Here is a 16,094-nt window from a genome sequence, read left to right on the forward strand (position 1 = left end):
TGGTTATAAGTCACCCCGATTCCCTTTGGCCATCTTCATGATATACATCTCTTATAATGTGATCATTACTCCAGATTATAAGATCTCTGAAATGTTACAAACAGATCTTCTTCAGACATGAAATGTATACATTGAAATAATTTTATAAAAGTAATTGCTACTTTTTTGAAAAACAAGAAAAAATTAAGAAATCATTCAAAATATTTTGATTGTTTAAATATAGTAACTATTACAATTATAACAACTCAGAGATTAAACTAAAAATCTGATTTGTCTGAATCAATAATAATATAGGCAATTTCAACTGCGTTTGACAATCGAGGAGAGAATCATTAATCCATTGCCAATCGCACCACTTATGAATTAAATAACCTGGTGGTTCTTTTGATAAGTAAAGTATAAACTGTCTTTCATTCTAACCCAAACCCCTGATGGGTTTGGACAGACGTACAGTCGATCACTATTTACAGACACTCTTCAATCCTACTGAGAATTCTGTCTTAATCCATCTGTTAACTTTTTAACAACTTTATAGTTATAGAAGAATTCACGTCCAATCACGCGAACGATCGTATAAACGGGGATGGCCAAAAACATTCCCAGAATACCTGAAAGATAGCCAGCCATCATAATTACAATAAAAATCTCTAACGGATGTGCCTTTACACTATTCGAGAAAATTACCGGCTGAAACACCATATTATCTGTTAATTGAACCAGAGAATAAATTAAGGCAATCCATCCCATTAAAGCGAGAAGAGATAAAGGTAAAGGGATTTGAAGGTAAATAATTATTCCCGTAACAATTCCAAAGAAGGCGCCAATTAACGGCCCAACATATGGAATTATATTCAAGAGTCCACTGACCAGACCAATAGTCAATGCATGATTGAAATTAAAACCAAGCAACAAAAAGCCTGACGTAACCAGAAAGCAAATTAAAAACACCTGAATTAGGACTCCCAGAAAGTATCGACGAAGCAGGTATCTTACAGAATCTAACACATGTCGCAAACCCGCTTCATATTCATCAGGAATAACCATCATCAGCAATCTTAAAAGCAGACCTTCCTCTTTTAGAAAGAAAAATGTGATAAAAGTAATTGCGAAAGCAGCCACAAATAAGCCTCCAAAAAAGCTGACAATTCCGGAAGCAGTCTCTCTAATACGATTCATGTCCAACAGAGCTGCTGCAGCTTCCCTTAATTGATCTTCCAACGCAACAACGATGGTAGCATTTGATTCACGATAGGGTTGTAATGCCTCATGAAGCAATTGGGTGGCCCTATCAAATACCTGAGTTATGTCTACATTAGATAAGTATTGAAGTTCACTTCCGATCAATGGAATTGTGAAACGGAAAAATGTAATTATCAAAACCCAAATGACTAGTACAGTAAGCAGAGCCGCTAAACCATTACTCAAATGCTTTCTGCCAACATGGATGCGTTTAAATTGATCAAACAATGGTCGCGCAATTAATGAAAGTACAGCTGAGATCAAGATGAAGAAAAAGACGGATCGAAAATACCAGACTAAAAAGCCTCCGGCAATTAAAATTGCTACCAGCGCAAGGTACTTCACAACATCTTTCATATACTCTATAATTTGTATTTTAATCCCGAGTACTCGGGATGGAACTCGTTCCAATGCTTCGAGACTCGATTCGCTTCACTGAACATATTTATATTTTCGCTCAGGGAATTTTCAAATTTACAGCACAGGTCTCACCATTCATCGAAAAAATGATTCCCCGTGCCGCCAAATTTTGATAATTAGCTCATAAAGAATTCTCATTGCTGTTGGCAATAACAAACATCATCCGGGTCAATTAAATCTGTTTCAAAACACCTACACAGATGATTCGCTCATAGAATATTAAAAAACAAGTTCCTTGATTTCAAATATAATGACTTTTTATGATTTCCAATCCCAACGCGCTATAGTATTACTATTCTTTAAAGCAATCAGCCTCTCCAAATAAATAAAAATTCAGAATCTGCATATTCTATATAGCGTATCTAATGGCTTTCATCAACAGAAACCCAACTATATTTGAAAAAACATCAGGCATAAGATTCTTGATTATAATATAAAGCCACATGCAAATCCTTTTTATCATAATTCTATACTTTTTCAAACTTAAACTTTTCGTCCAGAACATCTTAATCGCCAAACTTTAATAAATAATAAAGTTAATTTTGAATTATATCAGTCATATATACTCTAAATTGAAATTACATATTTCGAACTTTTCATACTAACCTATATCATTTTAAACATAACTATACCTATTCTAATCAACTAAATATTGCATTTTATCAAAACAGATTGTTTTAAACAACTATTACGTACAAGCTCTATCTTCTTGTTTTTATGCATTATAGCAGGGAGAGAAACAGAATTCATCTTAATCCTACTTGAACACAAGATCAAAAAAATTTGATATTCTGACAATTACTTTTGATATTCGTCCTCTGTAAACACACATCACACACACCTAAACATAAGCATCAACAACATGAAAGGAGCAATTATTGGAGACATCATTGGATCTGCATTCAAAAATTCTGACTTGGCTGATACAGATTTTCAACTGTTCAGGCCAACATCAGAATTTACGGATGACACGGTCTTAACACTTGCCACTGCCGATTCGGTATTGCATGGATATGATTATAAACAGTCGATAGTAAATTGGGTGCTGAAGCATCCCAATGCAGGTTATCGCAAAGACTTCCTGGAGTGGGTCAAATCAGATCAGGGCAATCCATATATAAGCAAAGGCGATGGAGCTGCCAGAAGAATTAGTCCTATCGGATTTCTGGCGCAAAGTATGGAAGAAGCTCTCCACGAAGCTGAAATATCCACCATTGTAACTCATAATGTGCCAGAAAGAATTGCGGCAGCTCAAGCCACGGCTGTATCTGTTTACATGGCATTTAACGGGGCCACCCGCAAAGACATTAAATCTTATGTATCGGCTCATTTCGAATACGATCTTAACTTGAAGACCTCTTACTGGAAAGAACATATTAAAAGTGGACAACCCTTAATAACGCCTGTTCCCCCAGCACTATCAGCTTTTTTTGAAGCTTCTGATTTTGAGGAGGCAGTAAGACTGGCAATCTACATAGGTGGTCCGGCCAATACCATTGCTTCTATTACCGGAGCTCTGGCTCAGGCTTATTTCAAACACATTCCAAAGGCTTTTATAAAGAGAGCACTCACCAGACTTACACCTGACATGGAAAATCTGATTGAAAAGTTCGATCAATCCTGCAGAATTGAAGAAAAGATATCTGTTAGCTAAACTTAATATAGTAGTAAATACAAAAAGAGCAGTCATATCGAATGACTGCTCTTTTTTGTTTATGCGCTACAGCATTATTTCAGAGCCAGTTCCAAAACGTTCATTATGTTTTCAACATAATGAAATGTTAAACCTTCAACATAGATGTTCTTAATTTCATTTACATCTTTCTGGTTGTCTTTCGATAGAATGATCTCCAGAATGCCTGCCCTTTTGGCTGCAAGTATTTTCTCCTTGATTCCCCCAACGGGAAGAACTTTTCCCCTAAGAGTGATTTCTCCGGTCATCGCAACCCGCGGTTTTACCGGTCGTCCGGTAAAAATGGAAGCCATTGAGGTAACCATCGTAACACCTGCTGAAGGGCCATCTTTTGGGATGGCTCCTTCGGGAACATGAACGTGAATGTTATTCTGCTCTGCAATGACGGAATCAATTTTCAATTCCTCAGCATGCGATTTAATATATTCCAGAGCCAATACTGCAGACTCCTTCATCACGTCACCCAAATTTCCGGTAAGTGTCAGATTCCCCTTACCTTTGCTCAGACTGCTTTCTACAAACAAGATATCTCCTCCGCTTGCTGTCCATGCCAGACCTGTTACTACTCCGGGGGGCACATCCTTCTCCCAACTGTCTCTGGAATATTTTTCCACACCAAGATACTCTCTCAAATCGGCCATGGTCAGACTTTTCTTCACCTCCTCATCCGAAGCAATTTTAAGTGCAATTTTTCTGAAAAGCTGCGCCAACACCTTGTCGAGTTGACGAACTCCCGACTCCCGTGTGTAATTCTCTATCAAGTAGGTTAAAACCTTTTTATTTAGTGTTACCATGTTCTTGGGAACACCATGATTGGCCAACTGCTTGGGGATTAGGTGCTGTCTGGCAATTTCAACTTTCTCTTCAACGATATACCCGGTAACGCTTATTAATTCCATCCGATCCAGCAATGGAGCCGAAATGGAATTCAGGGTATTAGCCGTTGCAATGAACATCACTTTGGACAAATCGTAATCCACATCCAGAAAGTTATCATGAAAATTGCTATTTTGCTCGGGATCCAGTACCTCCAGCAATGCCGAAGCCGGATCTCCATGAAAGCTACTGCTTATTTTATCAATCTCATCAAGAATAAACACAGGATTGGAAGACCCTGCTTTTTTAATATTCTGAATAATTCGTCCGGGCATGGCACCTATATAAGTTTTACGGTGCCCACGTACTTCTGATTCATCATGTAATCCACCAAGCGACATTCTGACATATTGTCGGCCAAGAGCCTCTGCAACCGATTTTCCCAACGAGGTTTTACCCACTCCGGGTGGGCCATACAGACAAAGAATGGGTGATTTTAAATCTCCCTTTAGCTTAAGCACAGCCAGATGTTCAAGAATCCGCTCCTTTACCTTATCGAGACCAAAATGATCACGATCAAGAATTCGTTGGGCTTTTTTTAAGTCAAAAACATCTTTGGTATATTGCTCCCAGGGCAAGTCAATCATGGTTTGCAAATAGTTATGCTGTACCGAATACTCACCCGAAGCAGGATTTAATCTGCGCAGTTTATCCAACTCCTTTTTAAAAACTTCGGTAACCTCTTTTGACCATTTTTTCTTTTTGGAAGCCGCTTCCAACTCTTTAGCAGCCTGCTCAATTGGACTGGCACCCAGTTCATTCTGAATGGTTTTCATTTGTTGCTGTAACAAATACTCTCTCTGCTGCTGGTCAATGTCAATCTTAACCTTTGATTGGATGTCGTTTTTAATCTCAACCAACTGAACCTCCCGTACAAGATGCTCTACCAACAGAAGCCCCCGCTTCTTCAGGTCGTTGGTTTCCAAAACACGTTGCTTTTCGGAAATCTTAATTTCACTGTTCGCTCCAATGTAGTTTATCAAAAACGCAGGACTATCAATGTTTTTTAAGGCAAAAGATGCCTCCGGGGGAATATTGGAAGAGCCTTTGATTATTCGCATGGATAGATCTTTCAAAGATCCTACTATCGCCTCAAACTCACGCTTCTCGTCTCCCTCAGGCTTTACTTCATCAAGTAAAGAGACTTTTCCGGTAAAATAAGGCGTATCTGAAACTATTTCATGCCACTGAAAACGCTTTCTGCCTTGTATAATAACAGAAGTGGATCCATCGGGCAGTTCCAGAATTTTCAAAACACGGGCAATGGTTCCTACTCTGTAGAGATCATCTGGTAACGGATCTTCAGTTTTATGATCCTTTTGACAGACTGCACCCAACACTCCTTTAGACTTTTGAACGTCTCTCACCAGCTGCAATGATTTCTCCCTTCCGATGGATATGGGAAATATCACCCCCGGAAAAAGCACTGTATTTCTTAGTGGAAGTATGGGAATTACATCAGGAACCTTCTCTTCATCCATCAATTGTTGATAATCGTCATCTTCAACAATAGGGATAAACTCTGCGTCTGACTCCAGAAAATCGCTTAATTGAAAATTAAATGATACCTTATTTATTTTATTCATAATATTGATACCTCTCTCGAACTGACAAAATGTCTTAAGTCGCTTTGAATTATATAATGTCCCTTATATGGCAATAGCCATGCCAAATAAAAGAATAGTATCGCTGTGTGGCTGCAACAAGACCCGTTTAACTCAAAAAAAAAGCTTCGGTACGACCGAAGCTTTTTGGTTTCTTTTCTCCTAAAAAAGAACTATTTCTTTTTATTGTCGAAATGTTTTTGATATCTGTTTCTAAACTTATCAACACGTCCTGCGGTGTCAACCAGCTTCATCTTACCAGTATAAAACGGGTGAGACGAACTTGAAATTTCTAGTTTGATTACCGGATATTCAACTCCATCGACCTCTTCTGTGTCACGAGTATTAGCGGTTGAGCGGGTAAGAAATACGTCTCCATTGGACATATCCTTGAAAGCAACCATACGATAATTATCCGGATGAATTCCCTTTTTCATTGTCTTTTAATTTGTGTTTTATTCGTCTCCGGGCACCTTGATGTTCAGTGATTAAAGATGTTTCGGAAACTTCAACGGTTTTACAATCACTCTTTTAATTCTTAAACGGGTTGCAAAGGTATATAATAACCAATTAATCACCAAGTTTTTCTTGCAAATTGATCGTCATATTTTTGATTTAGGATGATGAAAACCATAATACATGCATATATTGGGTTTAGGAATTAAGCCGGCTTTTGGTGTCGACGGGTATTTTACCTGCTCTTTGCTCTTCCCTTTTTCCAGGATCAAATACAAATCTGTAAGTGATGTGCTTTTTCCCAAAATCGGCATCCATGGCATTAAGCAGCGCCTGCATTTTTGGATTGAAATCTCCAACCCAAGAAATCTCCATCTCTTTCAGGTAAGACTTTTTTGCCACAACGTCCCGTAAATGCCAAAAAATACCGGACTCTATTCCCATGCGTTGATATTTCGTTTTTACACCTAAAACGACCACCCGGCCTCTGTTCATTTTATTCATCCATTTATAGAAAACAAAACGTATTTTGTTCCATAAACTAAATTTTCCGTTGAAGTATTTAAGAATCTGATTGACATCCGGAAAAATAACAATCAACCCGATGGGTTGATCGTTATGGTAGGCATACCATATCAACTCCTCATCCAGAAATGGTTTTGCTTCACGCAGGGATTTACGCAGTGTTTCAGGATTCATGGGCGTAAAATTTTCATGAAAACGCCAGGCATCATCGTAAATCTCTACAAAATCATGAATAAACTTTTCAGATTCTTTCCAGGTAAAATGCTTATAGGTATAATCTTCCCGTTTCACAACCCGCGAAGCAATGTTCCAAAACCTTTCGGGGAAAGGTTTTAATACATCCAAATGATGGGTAACTTGTTCAAAATAGTTATCAAACCCATAGCTCTCATAGAAGTCGCGATAATATGGCGGGTTATATTGCATTCCAAATGCAGGAGGCGTAAATCCATCCACCAATAAACCCCAGAAGTTATCATTTTCTCCAAAATTAATGGGGCCGTCCATCGCTTCCATTCCTCGTTCAAGAAGCCAATCGCGCGCAACGTCAAAAAGCTTAAAAGCCGCTTCTCGGTTGTTGATGCATTCAAAAAAACCCATTCCTCCGGTGGGTTGCGAATAACCAAAAGCTTTGTTGCGGTTTATGAATGCTGCAACCCTACCAATGGGCATATTCTTATCATCCAACAGAAGAAATCTCACAGCTTCTCCGTGTGAATAAAAATTGTTACGCAAAGGATCGAAAATTTCTTCGATTAGGCTGTCCAAAGGACGAATGTAGTTGGGATCATTCTTATAAATAAGCTGAACCATGTCTAAAAACATGGTACGGGTTTGTTTATCATCAACAGGAATAATTCTCATTTTGTAACTTCGGCTTTGTATGATTTAACTCCGTTCTTTATTCGTCTCTTTTTCGCTCTGTTTATATTTAGTTTCAATTGAATATTGTTAGATGCGAAGACCCAAAGATTATAGACAGATAGAATTGATGAAAAAGATAATTAGAAACTTCTGTCCCGATGGTTCTGAATTAGAGTCTCATCTATCGGACTAACAATCTATTATTAGATAATATGCCATTAAAATTTGATCAACTGTAAATACTTTACCGGAAAGCGGTGAAGTATCCGCTGAAAATATTTGCTGCATACCAATTTACACATCCAAAAATAGTTATCCCTGGAAATATATCAACTAAAACAGGGCAGGAATTTTATCAGTTAATACAATTCAATATCAAGATTAATAACTCCCCAGTTCAAATAACATCTCTTCTCCGGCAGCTTTCAGATGTACATCAGATTTTTGAACCCAATCACGAGCCAGTTTTTCAACAGGAGTTTTTAACTCCGAATTGAATCGTCCGGCCATTTTCAGACAATGGGCAACAGCCTTAACAATTCTTCTATCGTGTCCCATGGCATCGAAGGTATCAATCTGTTCACCGACCAGGTTGCTTAACTCAGGGCCAACAAACCTGAACTGCCAGCCAATGGCCATTAAAGCAGTATACCTAACATATAACTTTGGGCTTAACAACCATTTCTCCAAAACACCGTCAGAATTTCCCCTTTTACCAAGAAGGTTAAATGCCATTTGTTCTGCCAATTCGATGTTGGAAATTGATTCTGACCATTCGTTTAGCTTTTCATCAGATAATTCATCTCGCTGGGCCACCATGGTGGCAAGAATCATCATTTCCCGGATGTTGCGATACCACAATCTTTCCGCCAATTCGTTGCATGGTTTGTATTGTTGTGATATTTGTCGCAAATGCACCAGTGAAACTCCATACATTTTTGAATATGAAAGACCCGCGGTTGCTAACTGACCAGCAACCTCTCCATTCATCAACTGTCGAATCCGGATCTGAATCATCTTCATCTGCCGGTCAACATTCTCATCAAACGCGAAAAACTTCATTCGTGTAAAGTTTACTTATTTTTTGGTTCCCTACGCGGGACTTAAGCCTTCTTGGGAAGGAAGCACAACTATTATTTGAGCAAAATTTGCTTAAATAATAATCTTTCAAAAGCTTAATCATCTACAAATAACCATCATAAAAAAACAAATACCAAATTAGGGTTTAAATATTATTTTTTTTGAAAATTCCTCTTGCAAAATTACAAGAAAAACCTTTATATTTGCAGTGCTAAAAAATGGTGATTGTAGCTCAGTTGGTTAGAGCGTCGGATTGTGGTTCCGAAGGTCGCCGGTTCGAACCCGGTCTTTCACCCTTTCATAAACCCGGTAATGAAAATTACCGGGTTTTTTCATTATTAAATATTCTGTCCATCTACGTTTTGCTCCCCTCCATCAAAAAAAAGTGCATCTTTTTTTGAATTTCCATAACTTGTTGCGTTTAAAAAGAGACATCTGCCTGATTTTTTTTAAAATAATAGCAATTGGCTTATGGCATACTTATACCTTACGGCAAAACCATACATACAATTCACAAGAAACAGTTCCGAACGAATGCAAAACGTCCGGAATAAAATCACCATCATCGTTTATTTTGTGCTTTTCCATAGTCAGGCTTTTGGTCAAAGCATAATTGAGATGATAGACCGGGCTTCTAATGCCACTTTTACGGCCATTGCATGCGATAAGGATTTGCACCCAATTGATACCGCACGAGCCTTTTTCATCAGTGCAGATGGTTTGGCAATTACCAGTGCTGCATTGTTTCAAAATGCCGACACACTGATTTTTTCAGATCATCAGAACAGACGACTTTCGATTTCCCGGGTTTTGGCCATACATGAATGGTCTAATCTGGCCATCATACAGGTTGCCGGAATTCGGAACCGTGACAGCGATTATCTGTTACCGGAGAGAACAAGTTTTTCAACTCCATCTGAAATCCTGGCATTTACTTATGCAGAAAATGCAAACGAAGCTTTCACGTTAGGCGAAATCCAATCGGTTCTTCATTCAGGATTCCTGGGACGTTCTGCAACTGTAACCATCAACAACGGAAACAGTTCCCGGGCAGCTCCAATCATCAACTCTAACGGCTATTTTATTGGTATTTACGGATACCTTCCAACCCGAAGTCAGGGAATATTAATATCTTCTCACATCATTCACGATGAGCAATGGACTTCGATAAATCTTCCATGGTACAAATTTAAGCGTCATATGTACAAAAGCCGCCTGACCACCTCCTTGATGTTTCAGGCCATAGTATTACAAGAGATGGAGTTGTGGTTGGATGCTGCCAGAACGTACACCTCATCAATCAGAGTTATACCAGACAAAGCAGAACTATATGCGCTCAGGGCTATCTGCCGATACCAATATGGCAACCATATTGGAGGAGAGGAGGATTGCAACAGATCTGTCAGTTTGAATCCTTCTTCGGCACTTCCTCATTTAGCCAATGCCATTAACAACATTAACCAAAAACAATATCGCAGTGCTTTAGATCACCTGGTTAGTTGTGTTGAATCGGAAAAACCTCCTGTACAAGCATGGCTCATGTTGGGACAGATACAGGCTTTGCACGGACAAGTTCGCGAAGCTTATGCCAGCTACACACTGGCCATTGAGCAAGACTCACTTTTTGCAACAGGATATTACGAACGTGGTAGGCTCCTGATGCAGCACGCTACCGACCAGGAACGTGCGCTTAATGACTTTATGCTTGCAGCCAGGCTAAATTATCAGCTCCCGGGTGTATATACCCTCATTGGAAACATCAGGCTGAACCAAATGGACTATCTGGAAGCCATCAACGATTTTAACAGAGCTCTGCGAACCAACCCCGAGGATGTACATGCTCTGATGAACCGTGGAATAGCACATTATAACACAGGATTAAAAGAACAAGCCTGCGAAGATTGGGATACCGCAGGACGGTTGGGAAACACTCAGGCTTTCAGGCTGATTTCAAGACACTGTTCAGAACTCAGACGAAGCCGGAATACATCAGGACGATAATGGGGAAATCCCAACATAATTTAGTAAATTTGCAGGTTTAAACTAAAAAAACAATGGTTACACCAGAACAGATTAAAGACTTAAGTGGACGTGAGTTGGCGTTAAGGAGGTATCTTTGACATCGACCGTAAAAGAATTGAAATAGACGAAGAAGAGATCAGAACCCAGGCACCTGATTTTTGGGATAACCCCAAAAATGCAGAAGAGCAGATGAAGAAGCTGAAAGACCTCAAAAGCTGGGTTACATTATACGATAAGGTAAAGCTGGCCATTGAAGATCTGCAAGTTCTTCAAGATTTTTTCAAAGAGGGAGAGGCCGACGAAAGCGATTTGGCGAAAGCGTTTCAAACGGCCAAAAGTTATATAGAGGATCTCGAACTGAAAAACATGCTCCAAAAAGAGGAAGATAAACTTGGAGCCATATTGAAAATTAATGCAGGTGCAGGAGGTACCGAAAGTCAGGATTGGGCTGAAATGCTTATGCGAATGTATCTGCGTTGGGGAGAACAGAATGGTTATAAAACAACTGTAAATCATATTTTGCATGGCGATGAGGCCGGTGTAAAAACAGTTACCATTCAGTTTGAAGGTGATTACGCATACGGATATTTAAAAAGTGAGAACGGCGTTCATCGGCTGGTTAGACTATCCCCTTTTAATGCAGCCAATAAAAGAATGACATCGTTCACATCGGTGTTTGTAATTCCTCTCATAGATGATTCCATAGAGGTAGAGATCAACCAATCTGACATAACCTGGGAGACTTTCAGATCAAGTGGTGCTGGCGGGCAAAATGTGAACAAGGTGGAAACCGGAGTCCGGTTGCGACATGCTCCAACAGGTATTGTTATTGAAAATACCGAATCGCGTTCCCAGTTAGGGAATAAAGAAAATGCTCTTCGTCTTCTGAAATCGCAGCTTTATGAAATAGAGTTACGAAAACGATTGGAAGAGCAGAACAAAATAGAATCCCAAAAGAAGAAAATTGAGTGGGGTTCTCAGATTCGATCCTACGTATTGCAACCATACAAACTGGTTAAAGATGTGCGCACCGGATATGAAACCAGCAATGTTCAGGCCGTTTTGGATGGCGATATTGATGGATTCATAAAATCCTGGCTAATGGAGCATGGAGCATCAGATGTGTTTGAAAAACAGTAAACCATGATACAAATACTACATAATCCCAGATGTAAAAAAAGTCGTGAAGGGCTGAGTTTTTTAAAAGAAAAAGGTATAGAACCTGAAAAGATCCGATATCTGGATAATCAGCTCACGAAAAATCAAATCAGGGATTTGATCAAAAAAATGAACATTAAGCCCGAAGATTGGGTTAGAAAAAATGAAGATATTTATAAACAAAACTATAAGAACCGGGATTTGACAGATGAGGAGTGGATAGATATACTTTTCACTCATCCCAAATTGCTTGAGAGACCAGTTGTTATAAACGGAGACAAAGCAGTGATTGCACGTCCCGTTGAGAAAATTTCAGAAATACTTTAATACAGGATAATAAAAATTAATGCAGATTCACTCCTCCATAGAAACATACAATGACCTGCCACCCATTGTAACCATGGGCACCTTTGATGGGGTGCATCCCGGGCACAGAGCATTATTACACCGGGTAAGTGAGTTGGCTCGCAACGAAGGAGCTCCGTCGGTGGCTTTAACTTTTTGGCCACACCCGCGTATCGTATTGTCACAGGATGCCGAAAAGTTACGCTTGCTGACTACTTTGGAAGAGAAGACCAAAATCATCAGCGAAGCAGGAATTGATCATTTAATTGTGGTACCTTTTACTAAAGAGTTGGCCGCACTAGCGGCCAAAGATTTCGTGAAAACGATCCTCATTGATAAACTCAGGGTTAAACACCTGGTGATCGGTTTTAACCACCGGTTTGGCAAAGGAGGCACCTCTCTGAAAGAGATCATCAAATTATCAAACCTCCATGGTTTTGATGTGAGCCAATTTCGGCACATAGACATCCATGGTCAATTCCCCAGCAGCACCAAAATCAGGAATCATCTGCTTAATGGTGAAATTATTGAAGCCAATATGCTATTGGGGTACCAATATACCATCAACGGGCAGGTTACCGGTGGAATGAAATTGGGAAGATCCATTAATTATCCGACAGCCAATCTTATGCTTTCAGAGAAAGCAAAGCTGGTGCCTCTTGATGGCGTGTATGCATGCAATGTTCAGGTGATGGGAAAAACATACGGAGGAATGGTAAATATTGGCGTTCGTCCTACGGTTAATCACCAAATGGACAATCGTTCAATTGAAGTACACATTTTGGGCTTTCAGGGAGATATCTACTCAGAGGAGATTTCTCTCAGGTTTGTTGCCAGAACCCGCGATGAAATGAAATTTGCAAACATTGACGAACTTCGTCTTCAGTTGCAGAAAGATGAAATTGAAATTAGAAAAATATTATCCGATCACAGATTAAATTTTATACCATAATCTGACACCTAAAAAATTATAAAATAAAAAAGGAAACCATGAGTAAAAATCAGGATTTTAAAATAGCCGACCTCTCATTGGCCGAATTTGGGAGAAAAGAGATTGCACTTGCAGAAAAAGAGATGCCGGGATTAATGTCCCTTCGTGAAAAGCACGGAGCAGAAAAACCTTTAAAAGGTGCAAAGATCATGGGATCATTGCACATGACCGTACAAACAGCTGTTCTAATAGAAACCCTTACCCATCTTGGAGCATCTGTACGCTGGGCCAGTTGCAACATCTATTCCACTCAGGATCATGCAGCGGCAGCCATTGCTGAATCCGGAGTGCCTGTTTTTGCCTGGAAAGGTGAAACCCTTGAGGAGTACTGGTGGTGTACTGAAAGAGCGCTTGATTTTGGAAACGGAACGGGTCCCGATTTAATCGTTGATGATGGCGGCGATGCCACCATGATGATACATAAAGGAGTGGATATAGAGAAAGATCCTTCCATACTACAAAAAGACTACAGCGGCGAAGGTGAAGATTTCAGAGAGTTGATGGCTATTTTGGCAAAACTCCATAGTCAAAACCCGGGTCGTTGGCAAAAAGTTGCTGCCGGTGTAAAAGGCGTAAGCGAAGAGACTACTACCGGTGTGCTTCGTTTGTATCAGATGTTGGAAAAAGGCGAACTACTTTTCCCTGCCATCAATGTGAATGACTCGGTGACAAAATCAAAATTCGACAACCTGTATGGTTGCCGTGAAAGTTTGGCCGACGGAATTAAACGTGGAACTGACGTTATGGTAGCCGGGAAAACCGTTGTGGTTTGCGGATACGGAGACGTGGGTAAAGGGTGCGCGCAAAGCATGCGCGGGTTCGGAGCCAGAGTGTTGGTCACTGAAATCGACCCCATTTGTGCGCTTCAGGCAGCTATGGAGGGGTATAAAGTAACAACGGTTGAAGAAAGTCTTGCAGAAGCTGATATTTTTGTAACCGCCACCGGGAACAGGGATGTTATTACCGTTGAGCATATGCAGAAGATGAAAGATACTGCCATTGTATGTAACATTGGTCATTTTGATAATGAGATACAGGTGGAGAAACTGGAAAAGCTACCGGGTATCAAAGAGATTAACATCAAACCGCAAGTAGATCAGTTTATTTTTCCTGACGGACATTGCATCATTTTACTCTCGCGTGGTCGCTTGGTCAACCTTGGTAATGCAACCGGTCACCCGAGCTTTGTAATGAGTAACTCCTTTACCAACCAAACACTTGCTCAACTTGAGTTATGGAAGAGTAAGTATGAACTGGGTGTTTACACACTCCCGAAGCATCTGGATGAAGAGGTGGCGCGTTTACACCTCTCGAAACTGGGAGTTAAACTTACAAAACTCTCGAAAGAACAGGCCAGCTATATTGGAGTGCCGTTAGAGGGGCCATTTAAACCTGATCATTACAGATATTAACAATAGATCGTTAGACTTTTAGATTATTAGATGTAAGATACTGAGCACAGCGAAGTTTGAACGCAGTGAAATTCCGATACTTTAATTTAGTTCCTTCGGAACCCGCTCTGCGGGATTAGACACAAGTATTTTTCTTATTATCAGCCGATTACACAACGCTAACGCAAAATCGTAAACTTTTGATAATTAGGTAAATAAAAAAATAACGAACTATTATTAAAATAGATTATAAATAAAAAATGCTGCCCTAGGCAGCATTTTTTATTTAATTGTAAACCCTCAAAAGATTCCCGCTTCGTTGGCTACGGTATGATTTAAGACCGGGGCTATCGCTTGCCGGGCCTGATATGGCAGGAGCACGTGCCGGATATGGTTCAAATGTGTTGAGTAAAAATTCCGAATCGCAACAGGGGCAGATTCCATAAAACTGAGTTTCATCCAGGATTACCGCACAACGTGTTGATTGACTATATGGACAATAACGTTCATAGGCAATAAAATCAGTCCCGGCTCGGAAAATGATTAGACCTGAAATACCTGGTCGTCCGAAATCGTCACTATATCCGCTTCTGTAATGTAGCGGGATGTAGAAGATTTCTTCCATAAAATCAGGCATTCCTACATCAATGGTAATACTAAATCGCACATTTGGCACAGGATCTTTTTCGGTTTTGCAACCGAAAAAGAAAAAAACTGTAACCAAAATAAATATTAATCGTATCATTAAGTTATTTTAATTAGATTCGACAAAAATTAAACCACAAATGCGCATGTTTAAATTCCTAAAACAGATGTTTTAGCAAATTAAAGCGTGCTTTATTTGGTAAATTGTTTTGTTCGGGCTAATTTAGCTATTATTTTTCATTCAGACATGGGCGACGCGTTAGGTGACATAGTATACATCCTTTTAATGCTTGGAGCTTTGATTTTTAGTTTATACAAAAAGTCAAAGTCAGCCGGGCAAGATGGGGATTTTATGCCCGAACACGAAGTTGGTGAGAGTCCGGGAGAGGCTTTTCCTACCTTTAAAGATCTTTTTGGAGATACAGATGAGGAAGAGAAAGTTCCGGCCAAAGGAAAAAAATCATCAGGAACTGAATACGCCACCATGCAGGCTGAAAAGTTAAAACCCCAAAAGCTGGAATACAAAAAGCCGGTTTATCAAAGTATTCAAAAAAGGGAAAGAATCAAAAAGCCGGAACGGGTCAGCCGTATCAAACAAAAAATTTCCCGAATAAGTTTAGCCACCAGAGAAAAAGCGATTGACGAAACCTCTTACTGGGATGATGAAGAGTTTGATTTGAAAAAAGCCATCATCTTTTCTGAAATCATAAAAAGACCAACCATCTAAAACGGTCAATCGGCTAAGCTAACTAACCAACAACAATCATTTTATTTAAGAAATCATT

13 protein-coding genes and 1 tRNA gene are annotated in these 16,094 nt (G+C 39.6%); 8 read left to right on the top strand and 6 right to left on the bottom strand.

Going from position 1 to position 16,094, the window contains the following annotated elements:
* Positions 1–483 precede the first annotated feature (483 nt).
* The gene (locus EV194_RS01635) at positions 484–1,596 is read right to left on the bottom strand and encodes an AI-2E family transporter (RefSeq protein ID WP_132431417.1); all 1,113 of its coding nucleotides are present in this window, start codon (positions 1,594–1,596) and stop codon (positions 484–486) included.
* Between the two features lie 925 nt (positions 1,597–2,521).
* On the opposite strand from EV194_RS01635, the gene EV194_RS01640 reads away from it, so the two are divergent.
* Positions 2,522–3,313 (top strand): ADP-ribosylglycohydrolase family protein, encoded by a 792-nt coding sequence (locus EV194_RS01640; RefSeq protein WP_132431419.1) that lies wholly within the window; start codon positions 2,522–2,524, stop codon positions 3,311–3,313.
* 74 nt (positions 3,314–3,387) lie between these two features.
* Here EV194_RS01640 and lon read toward each other — a convergent pair whose 3' ends face one another.
* From lon to EV194_RS01660, 4 genes are all read right to left on the bottom strand, one after another.
* Positions 3,388–5,814, bottom strand: a complete 2,427-nt coding sequence (lon, locus tag EV194_RS01645) for an endopeptidase La (protein WP_132431421.1) — start codon at positions 5,812–5,814, stop codon at positions 3,388–3,390.
* 191 nt (positions 5,815–6,005) lie between these two features.
* A complete protein-coding gene (locus EV194_RS01650) occupies positions 6,006–6,269 on the bottom strand; it encodes a type B 50S ribosomal protein L31 (protein ID WP_132431423.1) in 264 nt (87 codons plus the stop codon).
* Positions 6,270–6,486: 217 nt separating this feature from the next.
* On the bottom strand, positions 6,487–7,677 hold the full coding sequence (locus EV194_RS01655) for a CBF/MAK21 family protein (protein ID WP_132431425.1): 1,191 nt from the start codon (positions 7,675–7,677) through the stop codon (positions 6,487–6,489).
* A 381-nt stretch (positions 7,678–8,058) separates the two neighbouring features.
* Positions 8,059–8,739, bottom strand: coding sequence for a DNA alkylation repair protein (locus tag EV194_RS01660; protein WP_132431427.1), 681 nt, complete (start codon positions 8,737–8,739; stop codon positions 8,059–8,061).
* Positions 8,740–8,977: 238 nt separating this feature from the next.
* Between EV194_RS01660 and EV194_RS01665 the strand changes: the two genes are divergently transcribed.
* The 6 genes from EV194_RS01665 to ahcY all read left to right on the top strand — a co-directional run bounded on the left by EV194_RS01665 (position 8,978) and on the right by ahcY (position 14,685).
* Positions 8,978–9,053: transfer RNA gene (locus tag EV194_RS01665), tRNA-His, on the top strand.
* Between the two features lie 175 nt (positions 9,054–9,228).
* Positions 9,229–10,758 (top strand): tetratricopeptide repeat protein, encoded by a 1,530-nt coding sequence (locus EV194_RS01670; protein ID WP_132431429.1) that lies wholly within the window; start codon positions 9,229–9,231, stop codon positions 10,756–10,758.
* Positions 10,759–10,811: 53 nt separating this feature from the next.
* Positions 10,812–11,919 (top strand): peptide chain release factor 2 gene (prfB, locus tag EV194_RS01675; protein WP_132431431.1). Its coding sequence is split into 2 segments (ribosomal slippage): positions 10,812–10,874 and positions 10,876–11,919, totalling 1,107 coding nucleotides; the frame shifts between segments, so codons are not numbered across the junction.
* Between the two features lie 3 nt (positions 11,920–11,922).
* Entirely contained in the window at positions 11,923–12,264 is a 342-nt protein-coding gene (arsC, locus tag EV194_RS01680; protein ID WP_132431433.1) for an arsenate reductase (glutaredoxin), read from the top strand.
* A gap of 19 nt (positions 12,265–12,283) precedes the next feature.
* The gene (locus tag EV194_RS01685; protein WP_132431435.1) at positions 12,284–13,234 is read left to right on the top strand and encodes a bifunctional riboflavin kinase/FAD synthetase; all 951 of its coding nucleotides are present in this window, start codon (positions 12,284–12,286) and stop codon (positions 13,232–13,234) included.
* Positions 13,235–13,272: 38 nt separating this feature from the next.
* On the top strand, positions 13,273–14,685 hold the full coding sequence (ahcY, locus tag EV194_RS01690; RefSeq protein ID WP_132431437.1) for an adenosylhomocysteinase: 1,413 nt from the start codon (positions 13,273–13,275) through the stop codon (positions 14,683–14,685).
* 265 nt (positions 14,686–14,950) lie between these two features.
* Here the strand turns inward: ahcY and EV194_RS01695 are convergent, their stop codons facing one another.
* A complete protein-coding gene (locus EV194_RS01695) occupies positions 14,951–15,409 on the bottom strand; it encodes a hypothetical protein (protein ID WP_132431439.1) in 459 nt (152 codons plus the stop codon).
* A 147-nt stretch (positions 15,410–15,556) separates the two neighbouring features.
* On the opposite strand from EV194_RS01695, the gene EV194_RS01700 reads away from it, so the two are divergent.
* Positions 15,557–16,036 (top strand): hypothetical protein, encoded by a 480-nt coding sequence (locus EV194_RS01700; RefSeq protein WP_132431442.1) that lies wholly within the window; start codon positions 15,557–15,559, stop codon positions 16,034–16,036.
* Positions 16,037–16,094: the final 58 nt, after the last annotated feature.

Origin of the sequence: Natronoflexus pectinivorans (assembly GCF_004345615.1) — a bacterium.
In the GTDB taxonomy this organism is placed as follows: domain Bacteria; phylum Bacteroidota; class Bacteroidia; order Bacteroidales; family Marinilabiliaceae; genus Natronoflexus; species Natronoflexus pectinivorans.

Excerpts from the sequence above, each read along its gene's own strand:
- EV194_RS01655 (WP_132431425.1), bottom strand. The coding sequence starts at position 7,677 with ATGAGAATTATTCCTGTTGATGATAAACAAACCCGTACCATGTTTTTA.
- EV194_RS01660 (WP_132431427.1), bottom strand. The coding sequence starts at position 8,739 with ATGAAGTTTTTCGCGTTTGATGAGAATGTTGACCGGCAGATGAAGATG.
- EV194_RS01640 (WP_132431419.1), top strand. The coding sequence starts at position 2,522 with ATGAAAGGAGCAATTATTGGAGACATCATTGGATCTGCATTCAAAAAT.
- EV194_RS01650 (WP_132431423.1), bottom strand. The coding sequence starts at position 6,269 with ATGAAAAAGGGAATTCATCCGGATAATTATCGTATGGTTGCTTTCAAG.
- EV194_RS01670 (WP_132431429.1), top strand. The coding sequence starts at position 9,229 with ATGGCATACTTATACCTTACGGCAAAACCATACATACAATTCACAAGA.
- ahcY (WP_132431437.1), top strand. The coding sequence starts at position 13,273 with ATGAGTAAAAATCAGGATTTTAAAATAGCCGACCTCTCATTGGCCGAA.
- EV194_RS01685 (WP_132431435.1), top strand. The coding sequence starts at position 12,284 with ATGCAGATTCACTCCTCCATAGAAACATACAATGACCTGCCACCCATT.
- arsC (WP_132431433.1), top strand. The coding sequence starts at position 11,923 with ATGATACAAATACTACATAATCCCAGATGTAAAAAAAGTCGTGAAGGG.
- lon (WP_132431421.1), bottom strand. The coding sequence starts at position 5,814 with ATGAATAAAATAAATAAGGTATCATTTAATTTTCAATTAAGCGATTTT.
- EV194_RS01635 (WP_132431417.1), bottom strand. The coding sequence starts at position 1,596 with ATGAAAGATGTTGTGAAGTACCTTGCGCTGGTAGCAATTTTAATTGCC.
- EV194_RS01700 (WP_132431442.1), top strand. The coding sequence starts at position 15,557 with ATGGGCGACGCGTTAGGTGACATAGTATACATCCTTTTAATGCTTGGA.
- EV194_RS01695 (WP_132431439.1), bottom strand. The coding sequence starts at position 15,409 with ATGATACGATTAATATTTATTTTGGTTACAGTTTTTTTCTTTTTCGGT.